We start from the raw sequence: 21,232 nt of genomic DNA, 5'->3' as shown, positions 1-21,232 counted from the left end.
ACAGGCTGAAGCACGAATTATTTAGGGCATGCATTATTTAGGGATAATTTAAAACCTCGCAACGACTCACCATCCGCCACTTGCCGTTAATAACCCGCGTATCGCCGGTCACCCGCACAACGCCCGTGCTTCTGATATCGCCACTTGATGCGCCTACGCGGATTTCAAATTCGCCAGGTTCGACAACACGCTCCCCATTGCGGCGGGTGAAATTCAGCATATCGGTTGGAATGTTAAACGTGAGTCGTGCGCTGCTACTCGGCTCAAGATGCACGCGCTGGAACGCTTTGAGTTCCTGAACAGGGCGCACCATTGACGCCACTTTGTCATGAACATATAGCTGGACTACTTCGCTGCCTGCTACCGTTCCGCTGTTGCTGACGGTAATACTCGCACTCACCACACCGTTCTCATTGGGAATCTCATTACTGGCAATTTGCAGCGCCCCATAACTGAATTCAGCCCATGTTTTACCGAAACCGAACGGGTATCGGGCGCCAAAGTGGAAGGCAAATGGCGTACCACCACTCTTCAGTTTATGGTTGTAGTAATACGGCATTGCCCCGGCGCTTTTAGGAATGGACACCACCAGGCGGCCGCCTGGTTCAGCACGCCCGGTAATAATATCGGCAATTGCATGGCCTCCCTCTTGCCCTGGAGCCCAGGCCATCAATAGCGCAGCAACGTTATCTTCCTGGCCGCCTAAGTTGTACGGGCGCCCTCCAGTCATCACTACGATCACCGGTTTGCCGGTAGCAACCAATGCATCGAGTAGTTGTTGCTGCACGCCCGGTAGTTCCAGGCTGTCAGTATCCGAACCTTCGCCGACTGTTCCGCTCTGGAATAAGCCGGATAAATCTCCCACGCACAGCACCACAACATCGCTTTGATCAGCGGTTTTCACGGCGTCCGGAATCAGCGAGGTATCGTGTGAAACCGGAGAGGCTTGCATCGGTTTTCCACCGCTGTCACCGGGGAAAACTGGCGCGCCAGCCATGCGTTTTTCGATGATGTGGCAGCCTTTGGCATAACGCACGTTATCGCGACCAAGTTGCTGTTGAAGGGCGTCTAACGGCGTGGTGACTTGCGATGTTTGTTCAAGCATATCGCTAATAATCAGATGCACCGGGAAGCTGTAGCCGCTCAGCAGCGCGAGCGGGTCATCAGCCGTCGGGCCAATCACCGCCACGCGCGGGTACCCTTTCAACGGTAATATGCCGTCGTTTTCAAGCATCGTGATTGAACGTGTCGCCACCTCACGCGCAATCTGTACGGTAGATTCACTTTGCAGCACGACACCGTTTTCATCGCGGTAAGGGTGTTCAAATAAGCCCAGCCGGAACTTCTCTTTTAATACCCGAGCCACGATCTCATCGATTTTTTGCATCGTGATGAGGCCGCGTTCTACCGCTTCAGAGAGATGGCGCGCGCAATCATCTTTTGGTAATTCCACATCCAGACCGGCATTAAACGCCAGCGCCGCAGATTCCGCTGCATCATGTGAAATACCATGATGTTGATGCAACAGACTCACACCGCCGTAATCCGCCACAATCAGGCCGTCAAAGCCCCATTGCTCGCGCAAAATTGTGGTCATTAAGAATTCGTCAGAATGCCCTGGCTGATTATCAATATCGTGATAAGCCGGCATGACCGAACCGGCATTTGCGAGCTTCACCGCCATCTCAAATGGCAGCAGGAAGGTATCGTTTAGCTCGCAAAAACCCAGGTGAACCGGGGCGTGATTGCGCGCACCTTCGCTAAATGAGTGACCAACATAATGTTTGAGCGTGGCGAGCACAGAGCGTTTTTCACCCTGCAAACCTTTGACGTAATGTGTCGCCATCATGCCCACAAGCCACGGGTCTTCACCGAATGTTTCTTCCGTGCGCCCCCAACGTACATCGCGCGAAACATCCAGCACCGGAGCCAACCCCTGATGGCAGCCAGTTGAACGCGCTTCTTCGCCAATCGCAGCAGCCGCGCGCTCAATCAGATCCAAATCCCACGTCGAGCCATAGTTAAGTGATGACGGAAATAAGGTGGCATCTTTGCACAATAGGCCCACCAGACACTCTTCATGAAACAGCGCCGGAATGCCCAGCCGCGTTTCTTCTACCAGTGTTTTCTGTAAGCGGTTAGCGGCACGCACGCCCTCTTTAGCATCAACAATGTGGGTTCCCAGTGGCCGGGTAATTTGCCCCACACCCAGTTTGAGCCGTTCGGCAAGTGCAGATTGTTCTGTCACCCCTGAAAATTCATCGCTTAAATCTGTGCGCTCCCGGTGGTTACCATCGCTCGATAAAATCAGCCAGTACGCATGCATTTGGGCAAATTTTTCTTCCAGCGTCATGCGTGACATCAGGTCAGCGACACGTTCATCTACCGGGCGGCGAGCATCCTGATAAATTGCAGGCATAATATTCCCCTTTCGAGTTCAGCCATCCGCGACACTGTTCGCGGAGATGATTTTTAATCATCAATATGGGTGATGAGTGCGGGTGCAAACAATTGCCAGAATAACCTGCAAGATTACGTTTTTTGGTTTTAAGTGATAAATGTGATGGGTTTCAAAAATATCCATGAAATAAAACCCATTCACGACGAGGAGAATCAAATAAGAGATAACTCCGTCACAGTTGGTAAGAAACATAAAACACAAATAAAAAATTACAATACTCATCTTAACTTTCACCACATATAACTAAGGGCATATTCCGGCTCTTAATAAAGGTGAATGTATGTCGGTGTTAACTGAAAAAATTACCATCAAAGAAAAACTGGGTTTTGGGCTGGGCGATGCGGCAAGTCACATTGTCTTTGACTCTTCCGTTGCTATTCTCGCTTATTTTTATACCAATATTTATGGTTTACCCCCTGCGGTCATGGGGACTCTATTTTTACTCGTCAGAATACTGGACGCGATTACTGACCCTATTATGGGTGCGATTGCCGACCAGACAAAAAGCCGCTGGGGGCGCTTCCGCCCATGGTTATTGATTATCTGTATCCCGTTTGCAGTCAGCTGTGTGCTGGTTTATTCAACGCCTGATTTTGAGCAAACCGGTAAAATTGTTTACGCCGTATTTGCGTATATATTCATGACGCTAATGTACACCGCGATCAATATCCCTTATTGCTCATTAGGTGCTGCGATTACTTCTGACCCTCAGGAAAATCTTTCCCTGCAATCATGGCGTTTTGCCATTGCGCCAATCGGCGGTGCGATGGGTACGGCGCTGATTCTGCCACTGGCTGATTTCATCTCACCAACTGACAGAGCTACGGGTATGCAGTGGGCAATGGGCATCTTCGGTGTGATCGGCTGTATCATGTTCCTGGTCTGTTTTTTCACTACTCGCGAACGAATTACGCCAGTGAAAGAAGAAAACCTGAATATTATGCGCGACGTAAAAGTTTTATTAAAAAACGATCAGTGGCGTATTTTGTCTGTTTATAACCTTGCGATGTTGTGCGGTGTCGTCGTTCGCGGGAGTTTACTGGTCTATTTCGTACAATATATCCTTAATCAGGGCAGTGGCATTATTTCGATGTTCATGCTTGCCACGACTATCGCTGCCGTATTCGGCAGTTTATTTGCAAAGCATCTCGGTAGCTGGATGTGTAAAATTCGCGCCTCCATTTGGGTGAACGTGTTAAGCGCATTAATCGGTTTATTGTTCCTCGTACTGCCGACAAACTACTGGATGCCCGCATTCATCGTGCATATTGCCCTTAATATATTGCAGGGTATAAATGCCCCTCTGCAATGGTCAATGATTACCGATGCTAATAACTACGGTGAATGGAAAACTCAGCGTCGAATTACCGGAATGAACGTCGCGGCGAATATATTCATTATTAAGTTAGGTGTGGCGATTGGTGGTGCATTAACCGGATGGGGTCTGGCCTGGTTTGGTTATCAGGCAGGAGTAGAACAGCAATCAGCTGAAGCCGTCCGTGGTGTATTGATTCTGTTTACCGTACTACCGGCAATTTTCTACATCATTACGGCTATTTCGATTCACTATTACAAACTTACCGAAGAGAGAATGAACAGTATTGTGGGTGATTTGCGAATGGGTAAATTCCAGAGCGAAAGCGGAGTTACCGGAGTAATGACACCGAAAGCATTATGATAAAAAAGGCTCCTCAGCAATGAGGAGCCTTACTATGATGAATATTAATTATTTTTGAGATTCCGCCAGACTTAACCAGGTTTGCACCACGGTATCCGGGTTCAGGGAAAGACTATCGATCCCCTCTTCCATCAACCAGGCAGCAAAATCTTCATGGTCAGATGGGCCCTGGCCGCAAATACCCACATATTTACCCTGCTTCTTCGCCGCTTTAATCGCCATCGACAGCAGTGCTTTCACCGCGTCGTTGCGCTCATCAAACAGTTCAGAAACCACACCAGAGTCGCGGTCCAGCCCCAGCGCCAACTGAGTCATGTCGTTTGAACCAATGGAGAAACCATCAAAATATTGCAGGAATTCATCTGCCAGCAAGGCGTTAGATGGGATCTCACACATCATGATAATTTTCAGTCCGTTCTCACCGCGTTTCAGCCCCTGGCGTCCCAGTTCTTCAACCACCGCTTTGGCCTGCGCCACAGTTCGCACAAACGGCACCATTACTTCGACGTTAGTCAGGCCCATGTCGTTACGTACCCGTTTCATTGCAGCACATTCCAGCGCGAAACAGTCGCGGAAGCTGTCAGCTACGTAACGGCCTGCGCCACGGAAACCAAGCATCGGGTTTTCTTCATGCGGCTCGTAACGCTCGCCGCCCACCAGGTTGGCGTATTCGTTAGATTTAAAATCAGAAAGACGCACGATAACGCGCTTCGGCCAGAATGCCGCGCCGAGTGTCGCAATCCCTTCCGTCAGGCGACCGACGTAAAATTCAACCGGGTCGTCATAACCTTTCATCATTTCGCTAATTTCTTTTTGCAACGCAGGCTCTTGCTGGTCAAATTCCAGCAGCGCACGCGGGTGCACGCCAATCATGCGGTTGATGATAAATTCCAGACGCGCCAGCCCCACGCCTTCGTTCGGCAGGCAGGCAAAATCAAATGCGCGATCCGGGTTACCGACGTTCATCATGATTTTCAGCGGCAAATCCGGCATGGTATCGACCGTAGAACTTTTGATGCTGAAATCCAGCAGTTCCTGGTAGACATAACCGGTATCCCCTTCGGCGCAGGAAACCGTCACGTTCTGGTCTTCGCTCAGGCGTTCTGTCGCGTCACCGCAACCCACTACCGCTGGAATACCCAATTCACGGGCGATAATCGCCGCGTGACAGGTGCGCCCACCGCGGTTGGTGACAATTGCCGCCGCCTTTTTCATGATCGGTTCCCAGTCCGGGTCAGTCATGTCGGTGACTAAAACATCACCTGGCTGAATGCGGTTCATCTCACTGATGTCATGAATGACTTTGACCGGACCGGCACCGATGCGATGGCCGATGGCACGTCCTTCAGCAATGATTTTTCCCTGGGAATGCAGCTGGTAACGCTCCATCACCTGCCCCTGAGAACGGACCGTTTCCGGGCGAGCCTGGACGATAAACAGCTTGCCGGTGTGCCCATCTTTGGCCCATTCGATATCCATCGGGCGGCCGTAGTGTTTCTCAATTTGCACCGCCTGCTTCGCCAGTTCCTGCACCTCTTCAGGCGTGATAGAGAACTGGTCGCGGTCGGCTTGCGGTACATCTTCAATACGCACCTGCTTGCCATGCTCCTGGCTTGGAGCATAAACCATGCGGATTTTCTTCGAGCCCATATTGCGGCGCACAATCGACGGTTTACCGGCAGCAAGCGTAGGCTTATGAACGTAAAACTCGTCTGGGTTAACAGCACCCTGCACCACCATTTCACCCAGGCCATAAGCGGAGGTGATAAACACCACCTGGTCAAAACCGGATTCAGTGTCGATGGAGAACAGCACACCGGATGATGCGAGATCTGAACGCACCATGCGCTGCACGCCAGCCGAGAGCGCAACGCCACGGTGGTCGTAACCCTGATGAACGCGATACGAAATAGCGCGGTCGTTAAACAGGGAAGCAAAGACGTGTTTCACGGCAACCAGCACCGCGTCATAACCTTGTACGTTGAGGAAAGTTTCTTGTTGTCCGGCAAACGACGCATCGGGCATATCTTCGGCGGTTGCAGAAGAACGCACGGCAAAAGAGGCATCTGCATCGTCTGAAGAAAGCTGTTCGTAGGCATCATGGATGGCTTTTTCAAACTCAGGCTGGAATGGCGTATCAATTATCCACTGGCGGATTTGGGCACCGGCTTTGGCAAGCTCAGTCACATCATCAATATCCGTTTTATCCAGTAATTCATAGATACGCTGGTTCACGCCACTTTGGTCAAGAAACAAGTTAAATGCTTCGGCCGTGGTGGCAAAACCATTCGGCACGGAAACACCCATACCTGAAAGGTTAGTAATCATTTCACCCAGAGAGGCATTTTTGCCCCCGACCCTGTCTACATCATTCATGCCGAGTTGGTTGTACCAAAGCACCAGCGGTGACGAGTTGGACATCGAAACAATCCTTTTGTGATATATGAATGAGAAATACATTACCTCCCTTTTAGATTGGCATAATTAGATGAGGGAATAAAACAGGTGAATCGTTCAAGCAAAATAAAAATTTGAATTTTTCAGATATATTTACATACTGCCTAACTTGTTGATTCTTAATTTAATCCCTATATTAATAAAGGTTTATTAAGATAAGTAAAAATGAACCGTGCATTTCATTAAAAATAAAAACTACGTTTCAGTTTTAAAAATGAAATGAGATTGCTCCAGAATGTAAGGTTTTAATTTATGCTTCAGCCTATGTGAAATATTTTAGGAAAAAAAATGGATAACTCAGCAGACAGGCAAGTTTTTTATATCTCCGATGGCACCGCAATTACCGCCGAAGTCCTTGGACACGCGGTTATGTCACAGTTTCCTGTTGCGATTAACAGCATCACGCTGCCGTTTGTTGAAAACGAAAGCCGGGCCAATGCGGTGAAAGAACAAATCAATGCCATTTATCAACAATCTGGCGTGCGCCCATTAGTGTTCTACTCCATCGTTTTACCGGTCATTCGCGACATTATTTTGCAAAGTGAAGGTTTTTGTCAGGATATTGTGCAAGCGCTGGTTGCCCCTTTGCAGCAAGAATTAAAACTTGAACCCACGCCGATTGCTCACCGAACTCACGGTCTTAATCCCGGGAATTTAATCAAATATGATGCGCGTATCGCCGCCATTGATTACACACTCGCGCATGATGACGGCATTTCAATGCGCAACCTCGATCAGGCACAGGTGATTTTACTGGGTGTTTCGCGCTGCGGAAAAACCCCCACCAGCTTGTACCTCGCCATGCAGTTTGGTATTCGCGCCGCAAACTACCCGTTTATTGCCGACGATATGGATAACATTCAGCTGCCAGCGGTACTCAAGCCTTTGCAACATAAGCTCTTTGGTTTGACGATCAACCCGGAGCGCCTTGCGGCAATCCGTGAAGAACGCCGGGAAAACAGCCGCTATGCCTCGATGCGCCAGTGTCGTCTGGAAGTGGCGGAAGTCGAAGCACTGTTTCGCAAGAACCAGATTCGCTACCTGAACAGCACTAATTATTCGGTTGAGGAAATGGCGACCAAGATTCTGGATATCATGGGACTGAATCGTCGCATGTACTAACAAACTAGTTCACAAGTTCAATTTTGTATGTCAGGCTGTACGCAATCTGGTGGTAACGATTCAGTTTTACGGTTGAATTCAACATAGATTGGTTTATCGTGACAGCCATCACTTCCCGGTACTCCTGCCGAGCTGAAGACAAAATTTTTGAGACACCCAATGAATAAAACAGATGAATTGCGCACCGCGCGCATCGATAGTCTGGTCACACCTGCGGAGCTGGCACAGCGTCTGGCTGTTTCCGAGGAAGTTGCGCAAAACGTAACGGCCTCACGCCGTCGTATCGAAAAAATCCTTAATGGTGAAGATAATCGCCTGCTGGTGATTGTTGGTCCTTGCTCCATTCATGATCTGGATGCGGCAATGGATTACGCCCGTCTATTGCAGACTGCGCGTGAGAAACACCAGCATCGTCTTGAAATCGTGATGCGTACCTATTTCGAAAAGCCGCGCACCGTGGTGGGCTGGAAGGGGCTGATTTCCGATCCAGATTTAAACGGCAGCTACCGCGTCAACCACGGCATCGAACAGGCACGCCGCCTGTTGTTGCAGGTCAATGAACTGGGTGTTCCGACCGCAACAGAATTCCTCGATATGGTGATCGGCCAGTATATTGCCGATTTGATTAGCTGGGGCGCCATTGGCGCACGCACTACCGAAAGCCAGATCCACCGTGAAATGGCCTCCGCCCTTTCATGCCCGGTCGGCTTCAAAAATGGCACCGATGGAAACACGCGTATTGCGGTAGACGCGATTCGTGCCGCCCGCGCCAGCCATATGTTCCTTTCGCCGGACAAACACGGCCAGATGACCATTTACCAAACCAGCGGCAACCCGTACGGCCATATCATCATGCGCGGCGGCAAACAGCCGAACTATCACGCAGCCGACATCGCCGCTGCCTGCGACAGCCTGCATGAGTTTGATTTGCCAGAACAACTAGTGATCGATTTCAGTCATGGCAACTGCCAGAAGCAGCACCGTCGCCAGCTCGAAGTTTGCGAAGATGTCTGTAACCAGATTCGTAATGGTTCGCGGGCAATTGCGGGTGTGATGGCTGAAAGTTTCATTCGTGAAGGCACACAGAAAATTGTTGCCGGACAGCCACTGGTGTACGGCCAATCAATTACCGACCCTTGCCTGAACTGGGAAGACACGGAAACGCTGCTCGATATGCTGGCAGACGCAACGGATAGCCGTTTCTAAATTTTCGGTGGATGACAATCATCTGCCCTATAACCGCATTTCCGAGGTCGGATTAACGTAAGCGACATCCGACCTTTTCCCCTCTTCCGCTCAAAATTGATCCATTCACAAATTTCTTACAAATAACACTTGATGATGAAACATAGTTTATTGATAATGATTATCATTGTTACATTGATTGTCATTTGTAAACAGAGTGAAACATGGATAAAGCATTCACCCCTACGAATCCGCAATCTGCGGCTGGCCCTCGTCAGATAGACAGTAAGCTTTTGCTCGGCCCTGACGGGCGCGTGGTTATTGTCCACGAAGGCCAGCAGTATCATTTACGACAAACTCAGGCCGGGAAGCTAATCCTGACCAAGTAAATCCCTTTCATACTTCAAGTTGTTGATGCGTTGGCGACTAGCCTTCCTACAACTCGAATTATTTAGGGGGAACAGAACCGAAATACAACCCAAATTATTTCTCCGAAATAGTTCGAGTTGCATCGCAGCGGCAAGGGAACGAATCCCGATGAGCTTACATAAGTAAGTGATTCGGGTGAGTGACGCAGCCAACAAAGATGCGGCTTGAAATATGAAGGAGAAACGCAAGCCACCCAGGTTTTTCCCAGGCAGCCAGCGCTTTTAAATTTTCTTATGGAGATTTGCGCATGCCTGCTTTACACACAGTCGGCTTCCGTCTGTCATTACTGACTGTTGCGGTTTTTTCTGCCCTGCCCGCTTTCGCGAAAGACGATCAAATGACCGTGGTGGCCACCGGCAACCAACGCAGCACATTTGAAGCGCCAATGATGGTCACCGTCATTGACGCCACTACCCCTGAAAGCCAAACCTCATCATCTGCCGCTGACATGTTACGCCGGGTGCCTGGGATCACCCTTTCCGGCACCGGCCGCACCAATGGTCAGGACGTCAGCATGCGCGGTTACGATCGCCGTGGCGTGTTGATGCTGGTTGATGGCGTACGCCAGGGCACGGACACCGGGCATCTAAACAGCACGTTTCTTGACCCGGCATTAATCAAGCGTATCGAAGTGGTGCGCGGCCCGGCAGCTCTGCTATATGGCAGCGGTGCACTCGGCGGCGTGATTTCTTATGAAACAGCCGATGCCAGCGATTTGCTGTATGAAGGCCAGAACAGTGGTTTCCGCGTGTTTGGTAGCGGTGCGACGGGCGATCACAGTGTCGGAATGGGTGCCAGCGCCTTTGGTCGCACGGATGACCTTGATGGACTGGTTGCGTGGTCGAGTCGCGACCGTGGCGACATTCGTCAGAGCGACGGCGAAACTGCGCCAAACGACGAAAACATCGGTAACTTCCTGACTAAAGGCACCTGGTATATCGACCCGGCACAGTCACTTGCAGGCTCTTTGCGTTACTACAATAACGCCGCGCAGGAGCCTAAAAACCCGCAAACCACGAATGCAGACCCGAGTAACCCGATGGTTGACCGCTCGACCATTCAGCGCGACGCACAGCTGAAATACCACATTGGGCCGGACCAAAGCGATTGGCTAAATGCCGATGCTACCGCCTACTGGTCTGAAGCGCGCATCAACGCGCAGGGCCAAACTGATGGTGCTGAGTTCCGCAAGCAAACCACCACTGGTGGAAAAGTCGAAAACCGCAGCCGTGCATTTACCGACAGTTTCGCAGCCCACCTGCTGACTTACGGCGGTGAGTATTATCGTCAGGATCAAAAACCTGGCGGCAACACTACGGGCTTCCCACAGGCCAACATCGACTTCGGCTCCGGCTGGTTGCAAGATGAAATCACCCTGCGCGACCTGCCTGTTTCCCTGTTAGCCGGTACGCGTTATGACAATTACAGCGGCAGCAGCGACGGCTATGACGATGTGAATGCCGATAAGTGGTCATCGCGTGGCGCACTTTCCATCACACCAACCGAATGGTTGATGCTGTTTGGTTCTTATGCCCAGGCATTCCGCGCCCCGACTATGGGCGAAATGTATAACGACGCGAAACACTTCTCTATCGGTACGCGTTACACCAACTACTGGGTTCCGAACCCGAATCTGCGCCCGGAAACTAACGAAACGCTGGAAGGCGGTTTTGGTCTGCGCTTCGACGATTTGATGCTGGCGGATGATGGCCTCGAATTTAAAGCCAGCTACTTCGATACCAAAGCAAAAGACTACATTTCTACCACCGTCGATTTCGCCAAAGCGACCACCATGTCCTATAACGTTCCTGATGCCAAAATCTGGGGTTGGGATATGACGGCGAAGTACACCAGCGCGTGGTTCAGCCTTGATCTGGCTTATAACCGCACCCGTGGTAAAGACACCGGCACCGGCGACTGGATTTCAAGCCTGAACCCGGACACTGTCACCAGCATCCTCGATGTTCCTGTGGCACAAAGTGGCTTCTCCGTAGGTTGGGTTGGCACTTTTGCTGAACGCTCAACGCATATTAGCAGCAGCTACAGCGCGCAGCCGGGTTACGGCGTGAACGATTTCTATGTCAGCTATACAGGCCAGCAGCAGTTGCGCGGGCTAACTACTTCCCTGGTACTGGGTAACGCCTTTGATAAGGAATACTGGTCGCCACAGGGGCTCCCACAAGATGGCCGTAACGGCAAAATCTTCGTTAGTTATCAATGGTAAGGAAGCAATATGACTCAGCGTTATGAAAACTGGTTGCAGCTAAAACAACAGCACCCTAAAAAATATGCTCGTGACATCGCAAAACTGATGAACATCAGCGAGGCCGAACTAACTCATGCTCGCGTAGGGCATGATGCATGGCGCTTAAAAGGTGAAGTTCGCGACATTCTCGCCTCCCTTGAAAACGTGGGCGAAATCAAGTCCATTTGCCGTAACGAATATGCAGTGCATGAACAAGTTGGACGTTTTGAGAACCAACAACTTCATGGCCATGCAGGGCTGGTTCTTAACCCCCGCGCGCTGGATTTGCGTCTGTTCCTCAATCAATGGGCTTTCGCATTCCATATTCGTGAGGAAACTGCTCGCGGCGAGCGCCAGAGCATTCAGTTTTTTGACCATCAGGGCGATGCGCTGTTGAAGGTGTACACCACCGACAACACCGATTTCGCCGCCTGGGGCGATATGCTGGCGAAGTTTATCTATGCCGATAACCCGGATCTTGAACTGAAAGCCGCTGAAGAAACCGTGATGACGCCAGCGGTAGATGGCCAACAGGTTGATGCTGAATGGCGCAGCCTGCGCGACGTGCATCAGTTCTTTAGTCTACTCAAACGCCACCAGTTGACTCGCCAACAAGCATTCCGTCTGGTGGCTGAAGACCTGGCCTGCCAGGTTGATAACAGCGCACTGGCACAACTGCTCGCTCAGGCGAAACAAGATCAAAATGAAATTATGATCTTCGTCGGCAACCAGGGCACCGTGCAGATTTTCACCGGCAAGGTGGAAAAAGTTGTGCCAATGGATAACTGGATCAACATCTTCAACCCGCAATTCACCCTGCACTTGATGGGCGACACCATCGCTGAAAGCTGGGTGACGCGTAAACCAAGCGGCGATGGCTTCGTGACAAGCCTGGAACTGTTTGCGGCTGACGGCACGCAAATCGCGCAGCTTTACGGTCAACGTACAGAAGGCGAGCCTGAGCAGCAGCAGTGGCGCTCACAGTTGGAAGCATTGGTAAGCAAAGGGCTGGCCGCATGAAACGCTGGTTAATTGCCCTGCTTGCAATGCCAGTGATTGCGAGCGCCAATGAACGAGTGGTGGCAATTGGTGGCGATGTTACGGAAATTGCCTTTGCACTAGGTTCGGGTGACCAGCTGGTCGCCCGGGACAGCACCAGTCTGCACCCGCAGGCTGCAACAAAGCTGCCGGATGTCGGGTATATGCGCCAGCTTAATGCCGAAGGGATTCTGGCTATGCGCCCGACGCTGGTACTCGCGAGTGCACAGGCCAAACCTTCGCTCGCACTTGAGCAAGTCGCCAGCAGCCACGTCAAAGTCGTCACTATTCCGGCGGGTAATTCGCTGGATGCTATCGATGAGAAGATTGACGCAGTCGCGCAAGCGATGGGGAAAACAGCTCAGAGCGATGCTTTGCGCAAGCAAGTGCATAGCAAACTGGCGTTGATTCCGGAAAAACCATTGCCGGTGAAAGTGCTGTTTATCATGAGTCACGGTGGCATGACTGCCATGGCTGCCGGGCAAGAAACGGCGGCAGATGCCGCCATTCACGCCGCAGGTTTGCAAAATGCGATGCAAGGTTTCAAACGTTATCAGCCAATGTCGCAGGAAGGCGTTATTGCTAGCCAGCCGCAATTGATACTGGTGACAGCAGACGGTGTGAAAACGTTGGGAGGTGAAGATAACGTCTGGAAACTGCCGGGGCTTGTGCAAACTCCCGCAGGGAAAAGCCGGCAGCTGTTAGTCGTGGACGATATGGCGTTGCTTGGTTTCGGCCTGCAAACACCAGATGCGATCCTTGCATTACGTAAAAAAGCGGAGCAATTGCCTTGATACGCCGTCCCCTGCCCCAACGCGCTCTGCTCGCCATGATTCTGGCGTTACTGGCGCTGTCTTTGGTTGCTGCCAATTTAGGCGCTATGCGCCTTTCTATCGCCGTGTTGTGGCAAGCCCAGGATGAAGCGTTGCGCCATATCTGGCTCAATATTCGCTTGCCGCGCGTGCTGCTGGCGACGCTGGTTGGCGGTGCACTGGCGCTTTCAGGCTGCGTGATGCAGGGGCTGTTTCGCAACCCGCTTGCTGACCCAGGTTTACTTGGGATCAGCAGCGGTGCGGCACTGGCAGTCGGGTTTTCAGTAGTTCTGCCAATCGCACTACCGGCAGTCCTGGCATTATATGTCCCAATGCTTGCGGCATTTGTTGGCAGTCTCGCGGTCACGCTGGTGATCTTCTTCTTAAGCCGCCAGGGTAACAACAGTCTTTCTCGTCTGTTGCTGGTGGGGATCGCCATAAATGCATTATGTGGTGCGGCGGTCGGCGTACTTTCCTGGATCAGTAACGATGCCCAATTGCGCCAGTTATCGCTTTGGGGCATGGGCAGTCTTGGGCAAGCCCAGTGGTCAACCTTACTTGCTACCGCTTCGTTTATTCTCCCGGCTTCGCTGGCTATCACGTTTCTGTCCAGACGCCTTAACCTGTTACAGCTTGGAGATGAAGAAGCCCATTATCTTGGCGTAGATGTCAAAAAAACCCAACGGCACCTGCTGATTTTAAGCGCATTGTTAGTCGCAGCAGCCGTTGCCGTAAGCGGTGTGATTGGCTTTGTTGGTTTAGTCGTTCCGCACTTAGTACGGATGTGGCTAGGTGCCGATCATCGCTGGCTTATTCCCGGATCAGTGCTGGCTGGCGCAATGCTCCTGTTGGTTGCCGATACCCTCGCTCGCACGCTGGTTGCACCCGCTGAAATGCCCGTTGGACTGCTTACCAGCCTGCTTGGCGGCCCATGGTTTTTAGCAATGATTTTCCGCCCAGGGAGGGAAACTGATGGCTGATTTACTGCAGGCGAAAAACGTTACGTTTCGCCCAGGCGAGCGAAAATTACTCGATGACATTAATTTGACGCTGGCTGCCGGTGAAGTCGTGGCACTAATCGGCCCTAACGGTGCCGGAAAATCTACGCTGCTGAGGGTACTGACTGGTTTCCAGCCACCAGACGGTGGCGAAATTACCCTTGCTGGGCGTCCACTAACGGCATGGACTGGAGATGCTCTGTCGCGTAAACGTGCAGTCATGCGCCAGCGCAGCGGTATGGCGTTCAGTTGGGCTGTTGAAGATGTGATTGCTATGGGGCGTGCGCCGTGGCCGGAGAAAGAGACTAAATCTGTCGTCCAGGAAGTGATGGCGCTAACGGGGTGCGATACGCTTGCCGGGCGCGATTTCTGCCAGCTTTCTGGCGGTGAACAACAGCGCGTGCAACTGGCTCGTGCACTGGCGCAACTATGGCTGGATGGGCAACCCCACGGCTGGCTGTTTTTAGATGAACCGACCTCTGCGCTCGATCTTTATCATCAGCAACATATCTTGCGTTTACTGCGCCGTTTATCGCTGATGGGAACATTGTCGGTTTGCGTGGTGCTGCATGATTTGAATTTGGCCGCACTGTGGGCTGACCGGATTATATTGCTACATGAAGGGAAGCTGGTGGCAAATGGTACGCCGCAACAGGTGCTGGAAGAGTCCACGCTACAGCGTTGGTATAAGGCGGATTTACGGGTATTCAATCATCCAGAATACCCGGTGCCTCAGGTTTGGTTACAGCAGTGACATCCACCATTTTTAGCTTGAGCAGCTCACTTCTAACCGTTTGCCCCAGTCCGGCGGACGTTGTGTTAAATCGTCCGAATGTTCAGCAAATGGCTGGCGCAGTGCTTCATGTAGTTCAGCCAGAACACTTACATCACCTTTATCGGCGGCATCGATAGCACGCTGAGCCAACCAGTTACGTAGAACAATTGAAGGATTTGCAGCTTTCATTGCCTGCTGCCGCTGCTCGTCACTGACCTGCTCGATTTGCAGACGAGTACGATAGCGGGTAAACCAGCTATCAAAAGCGGCTCTGTCGATAAATTCATCCCGTAGCGGTGAGCTTGCTGAATTTTGCTCAGTCAGGCTTAGCATTCTGAAAGTGCGCGTGTAATCGCTACCCTCTTTTGCCATCAGGCCAAACAGTTCCGTGAGAATTTCATTGTCTGCCGTTTGTTCGGTTAACAGGCCCAGTTTGCCGCGCATTAATTCCCCGAATGCTTTCATCAGTGCGAACTGATAGTGGTCGAGCAATTCATTTAGCCATTCGACCGAGATGAACGGTGACAGCGTCTGCGCCAGGCGTTGTAGGTTCCACAGACCTACTGCAGGTTGATTATCAAAAGCATAACGCCCCTGATGATCGGAATGGTTGCAGATAAAATCAGGCTGATAGTCATCAAGGAAACCGTACGGGCCGTAATCCATCGTCAGCCCGAGAATCGACATATTGTCAGTATTCATCACGCCATGGGCGAAACCGACAGTTTGCCAGCTAGCAATCATCTGCGCGGTACGCTCGACAACATCGCGGAACCAAAGCTGATATTTATCTTTTTCATCAACCAGATGCGGCCAGTGATGGGCAATCACATAATCTGCCAATTGCTGTACCTTTTCGGGTTCACGGCGATAGTAGAAATGCTCGAAGTGACCAAACCGGGCATGGCTTTGCGCCACACGAATCAGCATAGCACCTTGCTCAGTGCTTTCGCGGCGTACCGGAGTGTCGCTGGTGACGATACTGAGCGCACGCGTGGTTGGGATCCCTAACCCATGCATCGCTTCACTGGCGAGAAATTCACGTACCGTTGAGCGCAACACGGCGCGGCCATCGCCCATACGCGAATAAGGCGTTAAGCCTGCACCTTTCAAGTGCCAGTCAAATTTTCGCCCATCATCCAACTGTTGTTCACCGAGCAAAATACCGCGCCCGTCGCCAAGTTGCCCCGCCCAGACACCAAACTGATGCCCGCTATAAACCTGAGCTAAAGGCTGCATACCCGGAAGCAGCATTTCGCCACTCCAGATACCTGCATGAGATTCGTCAAACAATGAGGCATCAAGCCCGAGGTCATCAGCCAATGGACGGTTATAATAAAAAAGCCGGGAATGATGTAGCGGCGTTGGCTTCAGAGCCGTATAAAAGCCGGGCAACTCATCGTGCCAGCTATTGTTAAATACAGGTTTATTGGTCATGTTACCTCCTGCCGATAGTGTAGTGCTTGTACGGGGTTTTAAACACAGCACGTTGGCAGGGGTATTTACTCGAGCGGGTTAATTAGAATGAAACCAGTCGGTTAATGCCTTAGGTGCAATGGCCGGCCAGCAATTACCCTGCATGGCGAGGGGAGTTAATGAGAGGATTTTCTTGCGCGCTGCATCGTCATCAACTCCCGTTATAACTAATGTCTGGCAAAAAGGAGTCAGTTGGGCAAGCATTGCTAGCATAAAGGGTTCAAAAGAACGTTGTTTAATTTGTTTATGAATAAATAATTTATCCATAAATACACGTTTAAATAGCCCATCAAAAATCGGTTTAGTCGTCGCTACTCCCGCACCAAAATTAGCTAACACTAATGAATAATGCTTACACATTGTTACCAAACGCGTATTTTCATTGCCACGATTTAAATCGGGGAAGCTTTCATTGATAGAAAACTCAATGAACGGAAGCTGCGCCAGGCGGGAAGCCAGCACCGAATTGGCTAAAACGTCATCAACAATTACCGCACTTATATTTACCCAGACAACCATGCTCTGAGCCTTAAAGAATTCTTGATAGTTTTCGAGTAATTCTATTTGCTCATGAAACAATATTAATTGCTGTTCTGGTTTAATAACTGGCGTAACTAATTCTGTTGGAATACGCACCGGCGCATCGACCCCAACAAAATTAACCAATAATTCAACACCTAAAACTTCGCCCTTCGGCAAGTAAACAGGCTGGAAATAAAAATCCGAACGATATTGTGCATCGAGTGAGAGGATCATGTTGCCAGCCGTGTTTCAAATGAGGTGGATGGCATCGTGACACGATGAACATCCAGCGTTAACTGGATTGATTTGATTGTATTTAGACGCAAGGTCATCCTTGATATGTGTATCAGATTCTTTTCGAATATAATTATATTATCCTGGTTATCCTCCTATCGCCAGTTTTAGCGAATATGACGGACAGAATCACGGTGGATTATCGCGGGAGAAAAAGATTCATTCTCATAATCATTTTCCAATAATTTACGGATCGCAAAACGCGCCATTTCACTTATCGGAAAATGAACACTGGTAATTGCAGGTCGAACAAACGAGGCTCTTTCTCCACTGTCGTAGCAAACCAGTGAGATATCCTGGGGAATTCGCAGCCCACGCTCAGTGATTGCCAGCATCGCACCTACTGCCAATTCCTCATTACAACAATAAATAGCCGTCGGTTGGGCACTTTCAAGTAACTGAGATGCAAGCTGATAGCCACCCGGCATGTCGTACTCCCCACCCAGCACCGCAATGGGCACAAGCTGCGCCTGATTCATGGCATCAATAAAGCCCTGAAGACGCAATAAGCTTGAAGATCGCCCACTCGGCCCATGCAAACAAGCAATTGCAGTATGGCCGGCATCAATAAGTACCTCAGTGGCAAGAGCACTCGCCGCACGATGGTCAAACACCACACAGCGTGGTTCAAGCCCTGGTACATCTCGGTCCAGAATAATGAATTTACGGTCTTGTTCAGCCAAATGCACAAGAGTGGCATCGGTGATAGCGCGGACATGTAATATCAGACCGTCGCAACGTAAATTAAACAGTCGCTGAATAGCATTGAGTTCTTTCTCAGCAGTATCCCGCCCTTGAGTCACTAATAGCTGTTTGCCCTGTAATTCAGTTTCACTCTGAATGGTATCCATTAGTGCCCCGAAGAAACCGCCGCGATAAGAGGTCGTGACAAGCCCTAAGGTATTGCTTTGACTGGACGCTAAAGCTCGGGCCGCAGGATTCGGCGTGTAGCCTAATTCAGTGATCGCCGCTTCAACTTTGATTCGTGTCTGCGCATTAACTTTACTATCGCCATTCACCACGCGCGAGACGGTCGCCCGGGATACACCTGCGCTGGCGGCAACATCTTCGAGAGTAACCATGAACTATCCTTTAGTGGGAGCGAAATGCTGCCAGATATTACCTGATATTGTGAAACGCACCTGGGTTAGCCACTGAATTGCTGAAGGGAGTCACGTTTAGGGCCAATAGCGCGGCCCTGCCCGAGAAAAAACGGTGCTAGATACGGCGGGCCTGCCAGAATTTCTTGCTCCAGTAGACATTATCGAGCGACGAACGCATCACGCCGCGGCTGGTCGAGGCATGAATGAATTGGTTGTCCGTATCGTAAATACCAACATGCAGGCCACTTTCACCGGACCCCGTCTTAAAGAACACCAGATCGCCCGGGAGTAAATCATCTTTATCAATTTCAGTGCCAATTTTGGCCTGCTGGCGCGTTTCGCGTGGCAGTTGAAGATCAAACCGGTCGCGGAAAGTAATTGAAACAAAACCGGAGCAATCGACGCCACGACGACTCATGCCACCATAACGATACGGAGTGCCATGCCAGCCACTGAGTTGATCATTAAGCCTGGCAATTACCGTTATCGAGTCTGAGAGACGAGAATTTGGAGGCGGCGCATGATGACTACACCCAGCGAGCACCAGACATGCCACTACAAGAATCCATACACGCATTTTCAGGCTAATCCTCACCCGTTTATAATTTCCAGTAATTTAGCGCTTACCTATGATTTGGTGCAAGTTTTTACCAGCAACTAAAGTGTGGCTATCAGCATGCTATGCCCTTCAACCTGCATTCTGCGAAAGTGCATGTTATAGGCTGTCGCTAAATGTTGCACAGACAGCACATCATCCCGCTTACCTTGAGCAATCATTTTACCCGCACGCAATAACCAGACAGTATGTGCATGACGTAAACTGTGGTTCAAATCATGGCTGCTCATCACTACCGCAATGCCCGCTTCGCATAACGCCATCAGAATTCTGTCCAGCGCAGTTTGCTGAGCAATATCCAGACTGTTCATTGGCTCATCCAACAGCAGCAAGCGCCCATGCGGGTTAATTTCAGGGTGAATTTGCAACACAACTGCTGCCAGGCGAACACGCTGCCATTCGCCACCAGAAAGCTGGTTAACACTGCGAGTGAGTTTATCTGTCAGACCCAGACTGCCAACGAGCTTGAGCATCACGCTATCATCAGGACTGACTTGCTGATGCATTTGCAGGTAGTGCCAGACAGGCATGGAAAATGGTGGCATTTGTTGCTGAGAGAGATAAGCACGATGGCGAGCCAATTGCGTGGGTTGCCATTCATTCAGGTTACTGCCGGCGAAGGCTATTTCTCCGCCCCCCAAACTCAACCCCGCAGCTCTCATTAACAATGTGCTTTTCCCCGCACCGTTTGGCCCGACGAGATGCACCAGTTCGCCCGTGTATACAGTGGCGGAAATCGGCCCAAGCCGCTCCGCCACAACCACATTGTTAAGCTGTAACAACGACATTATCTCGCTAGCGCCGACTTAATAGCATCAATAATCGCTGGATCATCAGGCGTCATATCAGGTGAAAAACGTTGAATAACCTGGCCATCGCGCCCGATAAGGAATTTTTCAAAATTCCACAGAATATCGCCAACATGAGCGGGCGCACGACCTTTGCTGCTCATGCGTTCAAAAAAACCACTCCCATCAGGCGCAATTGCATTTGGCGCAGCAGCCACTAATTTTTGGTACAACGGGTGGCGATTCTCTCCGTTGACATCCACTTTGCTAAACATCGGGAACGTTACACCATAAGTGGTGCTGCAAAAGGTTTTGATCTCTTCTTCGCTACCCGGCTCTTGACCCAGGAACTGATTGCATGGGAAACCGAGAACCGAGAAACCTTCGTGCTGCAGCTCTTTTTGCAGATTCTCTAACTGTTCGTATTGCACCGTCAGACCGCATTTAGAGGCTACATTTACCACCAGCAGTACTTTACCTTTCCAGTTTTCAAGCGTTGTCGCTTCACCGTCAATGGTGGTGACTTCAGTATTCAGAATGTCTTGCATTGTGTTCCCTTAAATTGAAATCAAACGATGGATTATTTCCCAGCTTTTAATAGTAGCCATATAAAGAAACCAATTCCAGAATCTCTTGATAATCATAAATTTATACTTAAAACAAAGGATTAGAAATTACCTCAACAGCAAATAGCGGCAAATAACAGCTAATTAAATGCCCCTATTCTTGTCCCTAACGCAAGATTTGCCCCCAATTCTGCCCCCAAACGAGCTCTTTTTCTAACTCATACGCGTGATGACTGCATAGATAAATCAGATGATTTGGTCATGTTTTGGATGGGTGGGATTAAAGGGCTTTACTGATGAAGGGATTACGCGCTGTGTAAATTTTCAGGATTATGGTTGGTCCGGATCAGCTTGTGCTTCCTCCGTCGCTTTGCGGGCTGCTTCCTCTACTGCAAGTCGCTCGGCTTCCTTCCTCTCTTTTTCCGCTGCACGCTTCTTCTGGTTATAAATACTTCCTTCTGGCATTTCGACACGCACAGAGACGAACTGGTCAGCAGGGATATCAATAGGCGCACCATTCATCACGGTTTCAGTAAATGAACCATCATCATTTTTGTGTCCAACTTTGTTTTGCGCAAATTCTGGGGCTTCCGGGTGAGTACGATGATAGGTTTTCACCAGAATTGAACCATCAGGCTTAATCTCGTAATCCAGCCAGACGAGAGCC

The 21,232-nt window shown here is 50.4% G+C and carries 18 protein-coding genes; 9 read left to right on the top strand and 9 right to left on the bottom strand.

Annotation, left to right across the window (positions count from 1 at the left end):
* Positions 1–37: 37 nt before the first annotated feature.
* Positions 38–2,419, bottom strand: a complete 2,382-nt coding sequence (locus M977_RS19765) for a glycoside hydrolase family 3 N-terminal domain-containing protein (protein WP_064518325.1) — start codon at positions 2,417–2,419, stop codon at positions 38–40.
* 322 nt (positions 2,420–2,741) lie between these two features.
* Between M977_RS19765 and M977_RS19755 the strand changes: the two genes are divergently transcribed.
* The gene (locus M977_RS19755; protein WP_064518320.1) at positions 2,742–4,139 is read left to right on the top strand and encodes a glycoside-pentoside-hexuronide (GPH):cation symporter; all 1,398 of its coding nucleotides are present in this window, start codon (positions 2,742–2,744) and stop codon (positions 4,137–4,139) included.
* A 48-nt stretch (positions 4,140–4,187) separates the two neighbouring features.
* On the opposite strand, the gene ppsA is transcribed toward M977_RS19755, so the two are convergent.
* A complete protein-coding gene (ppsA, locus tag M977_RS19750; protein WP_064518318.1) occupies positions 4,188–6,599 on the bottom strand; it encodes a phosphoenolpyruvate synthase in 2,412 nt (803 codons plus the stop codon).
* A 285-nt stretch (positions 6,600–6,884) separates the two neighbouring features.
* On the opposite strand from ppsA, the gene ppsR reads away from it, so the two are divergent.
* The 8 genes from ppsR (at position 6,885) to M977_RS19710 (ending at position 15,179) form a co-directional block, all read left to right on the top strand.
* Positions 6,885–7,718 carry a posphoenolpyruvate synthetase regulatory kinase/phosphorylase PpsR gene (ppsR, locus tag M977_RS19745; protein WP_064518316.1) on the top strand — a complete coding sequence of 278 codons (834 nt, stop codon included), beginning with the start codon at positions 6,885–6,887 and terminating at the stop codon, positions 7,716–7,718.
* A 159-nt stretch (positions 7,719–7,877) separates the two neighbouring features.
* Positions 7,878–8,924, top strand: coding sequence for a 3-deoxy-7-phosphoheptulonate synthase AroH (gene aroH, locus M977_RS19740; protein WP_064518313.1), 1,047 nt, complete (start codon positions 7,878–7,880; stop codon positions 8,922–8,924).
* 203 nt (positions 8,925–9,127) lie between these two features.
* On the top strand, positions 9,128–9,292 hold the full coding sequence (gene hemP, locus M977_RS19735) for a hemin uptake protein HemP (protein ID WP_064518311.1): 165 nt from the start codon (positions 9,128–9,130) through the stop codon (positions 9,290–9,292).
* A gap of 287 nt (positions 9,293–9,579) precedes the next feature.
* On the top strand, positions 9,580–11,556 hold the full coding sequence (locus M977_RS19730) for a TonB-dependent hemoglobin/transferrin/lactoferrin family receptor (protein ID WP_064518309.1): 1,977 nt from the start codon (positions 9,580–9,582) through the stop codon (positions 11,554–11,556).
* 9 nt (positions 11,557–11,565) lie between these two features.
* Positions 11,566–12,597 carry a hemin-degrading factor gene (locus tag M977_RS19725; protein WP_064518307.1) on the top strand — a complete coding sequence of 344 codons (1,032 nt, stop codon included), beginning with the start codon at positions 11,566–11,568 and terminating at the stop codon, positions 12,595–12,597.
* Positions 12,594–13,409, top strand: coding sequence for a heme/hemin ABC transporter substrate-binding protein (locus M977_RS19720; RefSeq protein ID WP_064518305.1), 816 nt, complete (start codon positions 12,594–12,596; stop codon positions 13,407–13,409). The genes M977_RS19725 and M977_RS19720 overlap by 4 nt, the downstream gene beginning before the upstream one ends.
* Positions 13,410–13,420: 11 nt before the next feature.
* Positions 13,421–14,407: a FecCD family ABC transporter permease gene (locus M977_RS19715; RefSeq protein ID WP_280643834.1), complete on the top strand. Its 987-nt coding sequence runs from the start codon at positions 13,421–13,423 to the stop codon at positions 14,405–14,407.
* Positions 14,400–15,179 carry a heme ABC transporter ATP-binding protein gene (locus M977_RS19710; protein WP_064518303.1) on the top strand — a complete coding sequence of 260 codons (780 nt, stop codon included), beginning with the start codon at positions 14,400–14,402 and terminating at the stop codon, positions 15,177–15,179. Before M977_RS19715 ends, M977_RS19710 begins: the two co-directional genes overlap by 8 nt.
* Positions 15,180–15,191: 12 nt before the next feature.
* Here M977_RS19710 and selO read toward each other — a convergent pair whose 3' ends face one another.
* From selO to M977_RS25530, 7 genes are all read right to left on the bottom strand, one after another.
* The gene (selO, locus tag M977_RS19705; RefSeq protein ID WP_064518301.1) at positions 15,192–16,637 is read right to left on the bottom strand and encodes a protein adenylyltransferase SelO; all 1,446 of its coding nucleotides are present in this window, start codon (positions 16,635–16,637) and stop codon (positions 15,192–15,194) included.
* Positions 16,638–16,715: 78 nt separating this feature from the next.
* Positions 16,716–17,432 (bottom strand): EAL domain-containing protein, encoded by a 717-nt coding sequence (locus M977_RS19700; protein WP_064518299.1) that lies wholly within the window; start codon positions 17,430–17,432, stop codon positions 16,716–16,718.
* A gap of 167 nt (positions 17,433–17,599) precedes the next feature.
* A complete protein-coding gene (locus M977_RS19695; RefSeq protein ID WP_064518296.1) occupies positions 17,600–18,574 on the bottom strand; it encodes a LacI family DNA-binding transcriptional regulator in 975 nt (324 codons plus the stop codon).
* 136 nt (positions 18,575–18,710) lie between these two features.
* Positions 18,711–19,172, bottom strand: coding sequence for an NlpC/P60 family protein (locus M977_RS19690; protein ID WP_034455965.1), 462 nt, complete (start codon positions 19,170–19,172; stop codon positions 18,711–18,713).
* An 80-nt stretch (positions 19,173–19,252) separates the two neighbouring features.
* On the bottom strand, positions 19,253–19,999 hold the full coding sequence (btuD, locus tag M977_RS19685) for a vitamin B12 ABC transporter ATP-binding protein BtuD (RefSeq protein ID WP_064518294.1): 747 nt from the start codon (positions 19,997–19,999) through the stop codon (positions 19,253–19,255).
* Entirely contained in the window at positions 19,999–20,547 is a 549-nt protein-coding gene (locus tag M977_RS19680) for a glutathione peroxidase (protein WP_064518292.1), read from the bottom strand. Before M977_RS19680 ends, btuD begins: the two co-directional genes overlap by 1 nt.
* 348 nt (positions 20,548–20,895) lie before the next feature.
* On the bottom strand, positions 20,896–21,232 hold a 337-nt coding region (locus M977_RS25530), incomplete at its 5' end, for a phage tail fiber protein (protein WP_483413594.1).

This window comes from Buttiauxella gaviniae ATCC 51604, from assembly GCF_001654835.1.
GTDB classification, from domain to species: Bacteria; Pseudomonadota; Gammaproteobacteria; order Enterobacterales; family Enterobacteriaceae; genus Buttiauxella; species Buttiauxella gaviniae.
Note: the sequence above shows the minus strand (reverse complement) of the source record. Positions and strands in the feature narration are given on the sequence as shown.

Bases quoted from the DNA above. Each gene is read 5' to 3' on its own strand.
- M977_RS19765 (WP_064518325.1), bottom strand. From the start codon at position 2,419: ATGCCTGCAATTTATCAGGATGCTCGCCGCCCGGTAGATGAACGTGTC.
- M977_RS19755 (WP_064518320.1), top strand. From the start codon at position 2,742: ATGTCGGTGTTAACTGAAAAAATTACCATCAAAGAAAAACTGGGTTTT.
- ppsA (WP_064518318.1), bottom strand. From the start codon at position 6,599: ATGTATTTCTCATTCATATATCACAAAAGGATTGTTTCGATGTCCAAC.
- ppsR (WP_064518316.1), top strand. From the start codon at position 6,885: ATGGATAACTCAGCAGACAGGCAAGTTTTTTATATCTCCGATGGCACC.
- aroH (WP_064518313.1), top strand. From the start codon at position 7,878: ATGAATAAAACAGATGAATTGCGCACCGCGCGCATCGATAGTCTGGTC.
- hemP (WP_064518311.1), top strand. From the start codon at position 9,128: ATGGATAAAGCATTCACCCCTACGAATCCGCAATCTGCGGCTGGCCCT.
- M977_RS19730 (WP_064518309.1), top strand. From the start codon at position 9,580: ATGCCTGCTTTACACACAGTCGGCTTCCGTCTGTCATTACTGACTGTT.
- M977_RS19725 (WP_064518307.1), top strand. From the start codon at position 11,566: ATGACTCAGCGTTATGAAAACTGGTTGCAGCTAAAACAACAGCACCCT.
- M977_RS19720 (WP_064518305.1), top strand. From the start codon at position 12,594: ATGAAACGCTGGTTAATTGCCCTGCTTGCAATGCCAGTGATTGCGAGC.
- M977_RS19710 (WP_064518303.1), top strand. From the start codon at position 14,400: ATGGCTGATTTACTGCAGGCGAAAAACGTTACGTTTCGCCCAGGCGAG.
- selO (WP_064518301.1), bottom strand. From the start codon at position 16,637: ATGACCAATAAACCTGTATTTAACAATAGCTGGCACGATGAGTTGCCC.
- M977_RS19700 (WP_064518299.1), bottom strand. From the start codon at position 17,432: ATGATCCTCTCACTCGATGCACAATATCGTTCGGATTTTTATTTCCAG.
- M977_RS19695 (WP_064518296.1), bottom strand. From the start codon at position 18,574: ATGGTTACTCTCGAAGATGTTGCCGCCAGCGCAGGTGTATCCCGGGCG.
- M977_RS19690 (WP_034455965.1), bottom strand. From the start codon at position 19,172: ATGCGTGTATGGATTCTTGTAGTGGCATGTCTGGTGCTCGCTGGGTGT.
- btuD (WP_064518294.1), bottom strand. From the start codon at position 19,999: ATGTCGTTGTTACAGCTTAACAATGTGGTTGTGGCGGAGCGGCTTGGG.
- M977_RS19680 (WP_064518292.1), bottom strand. From the start codon at position 20,547: ATGCAAGACATTCTGAATACTGAAGTCACCACCATTGACGGTGAAGCG.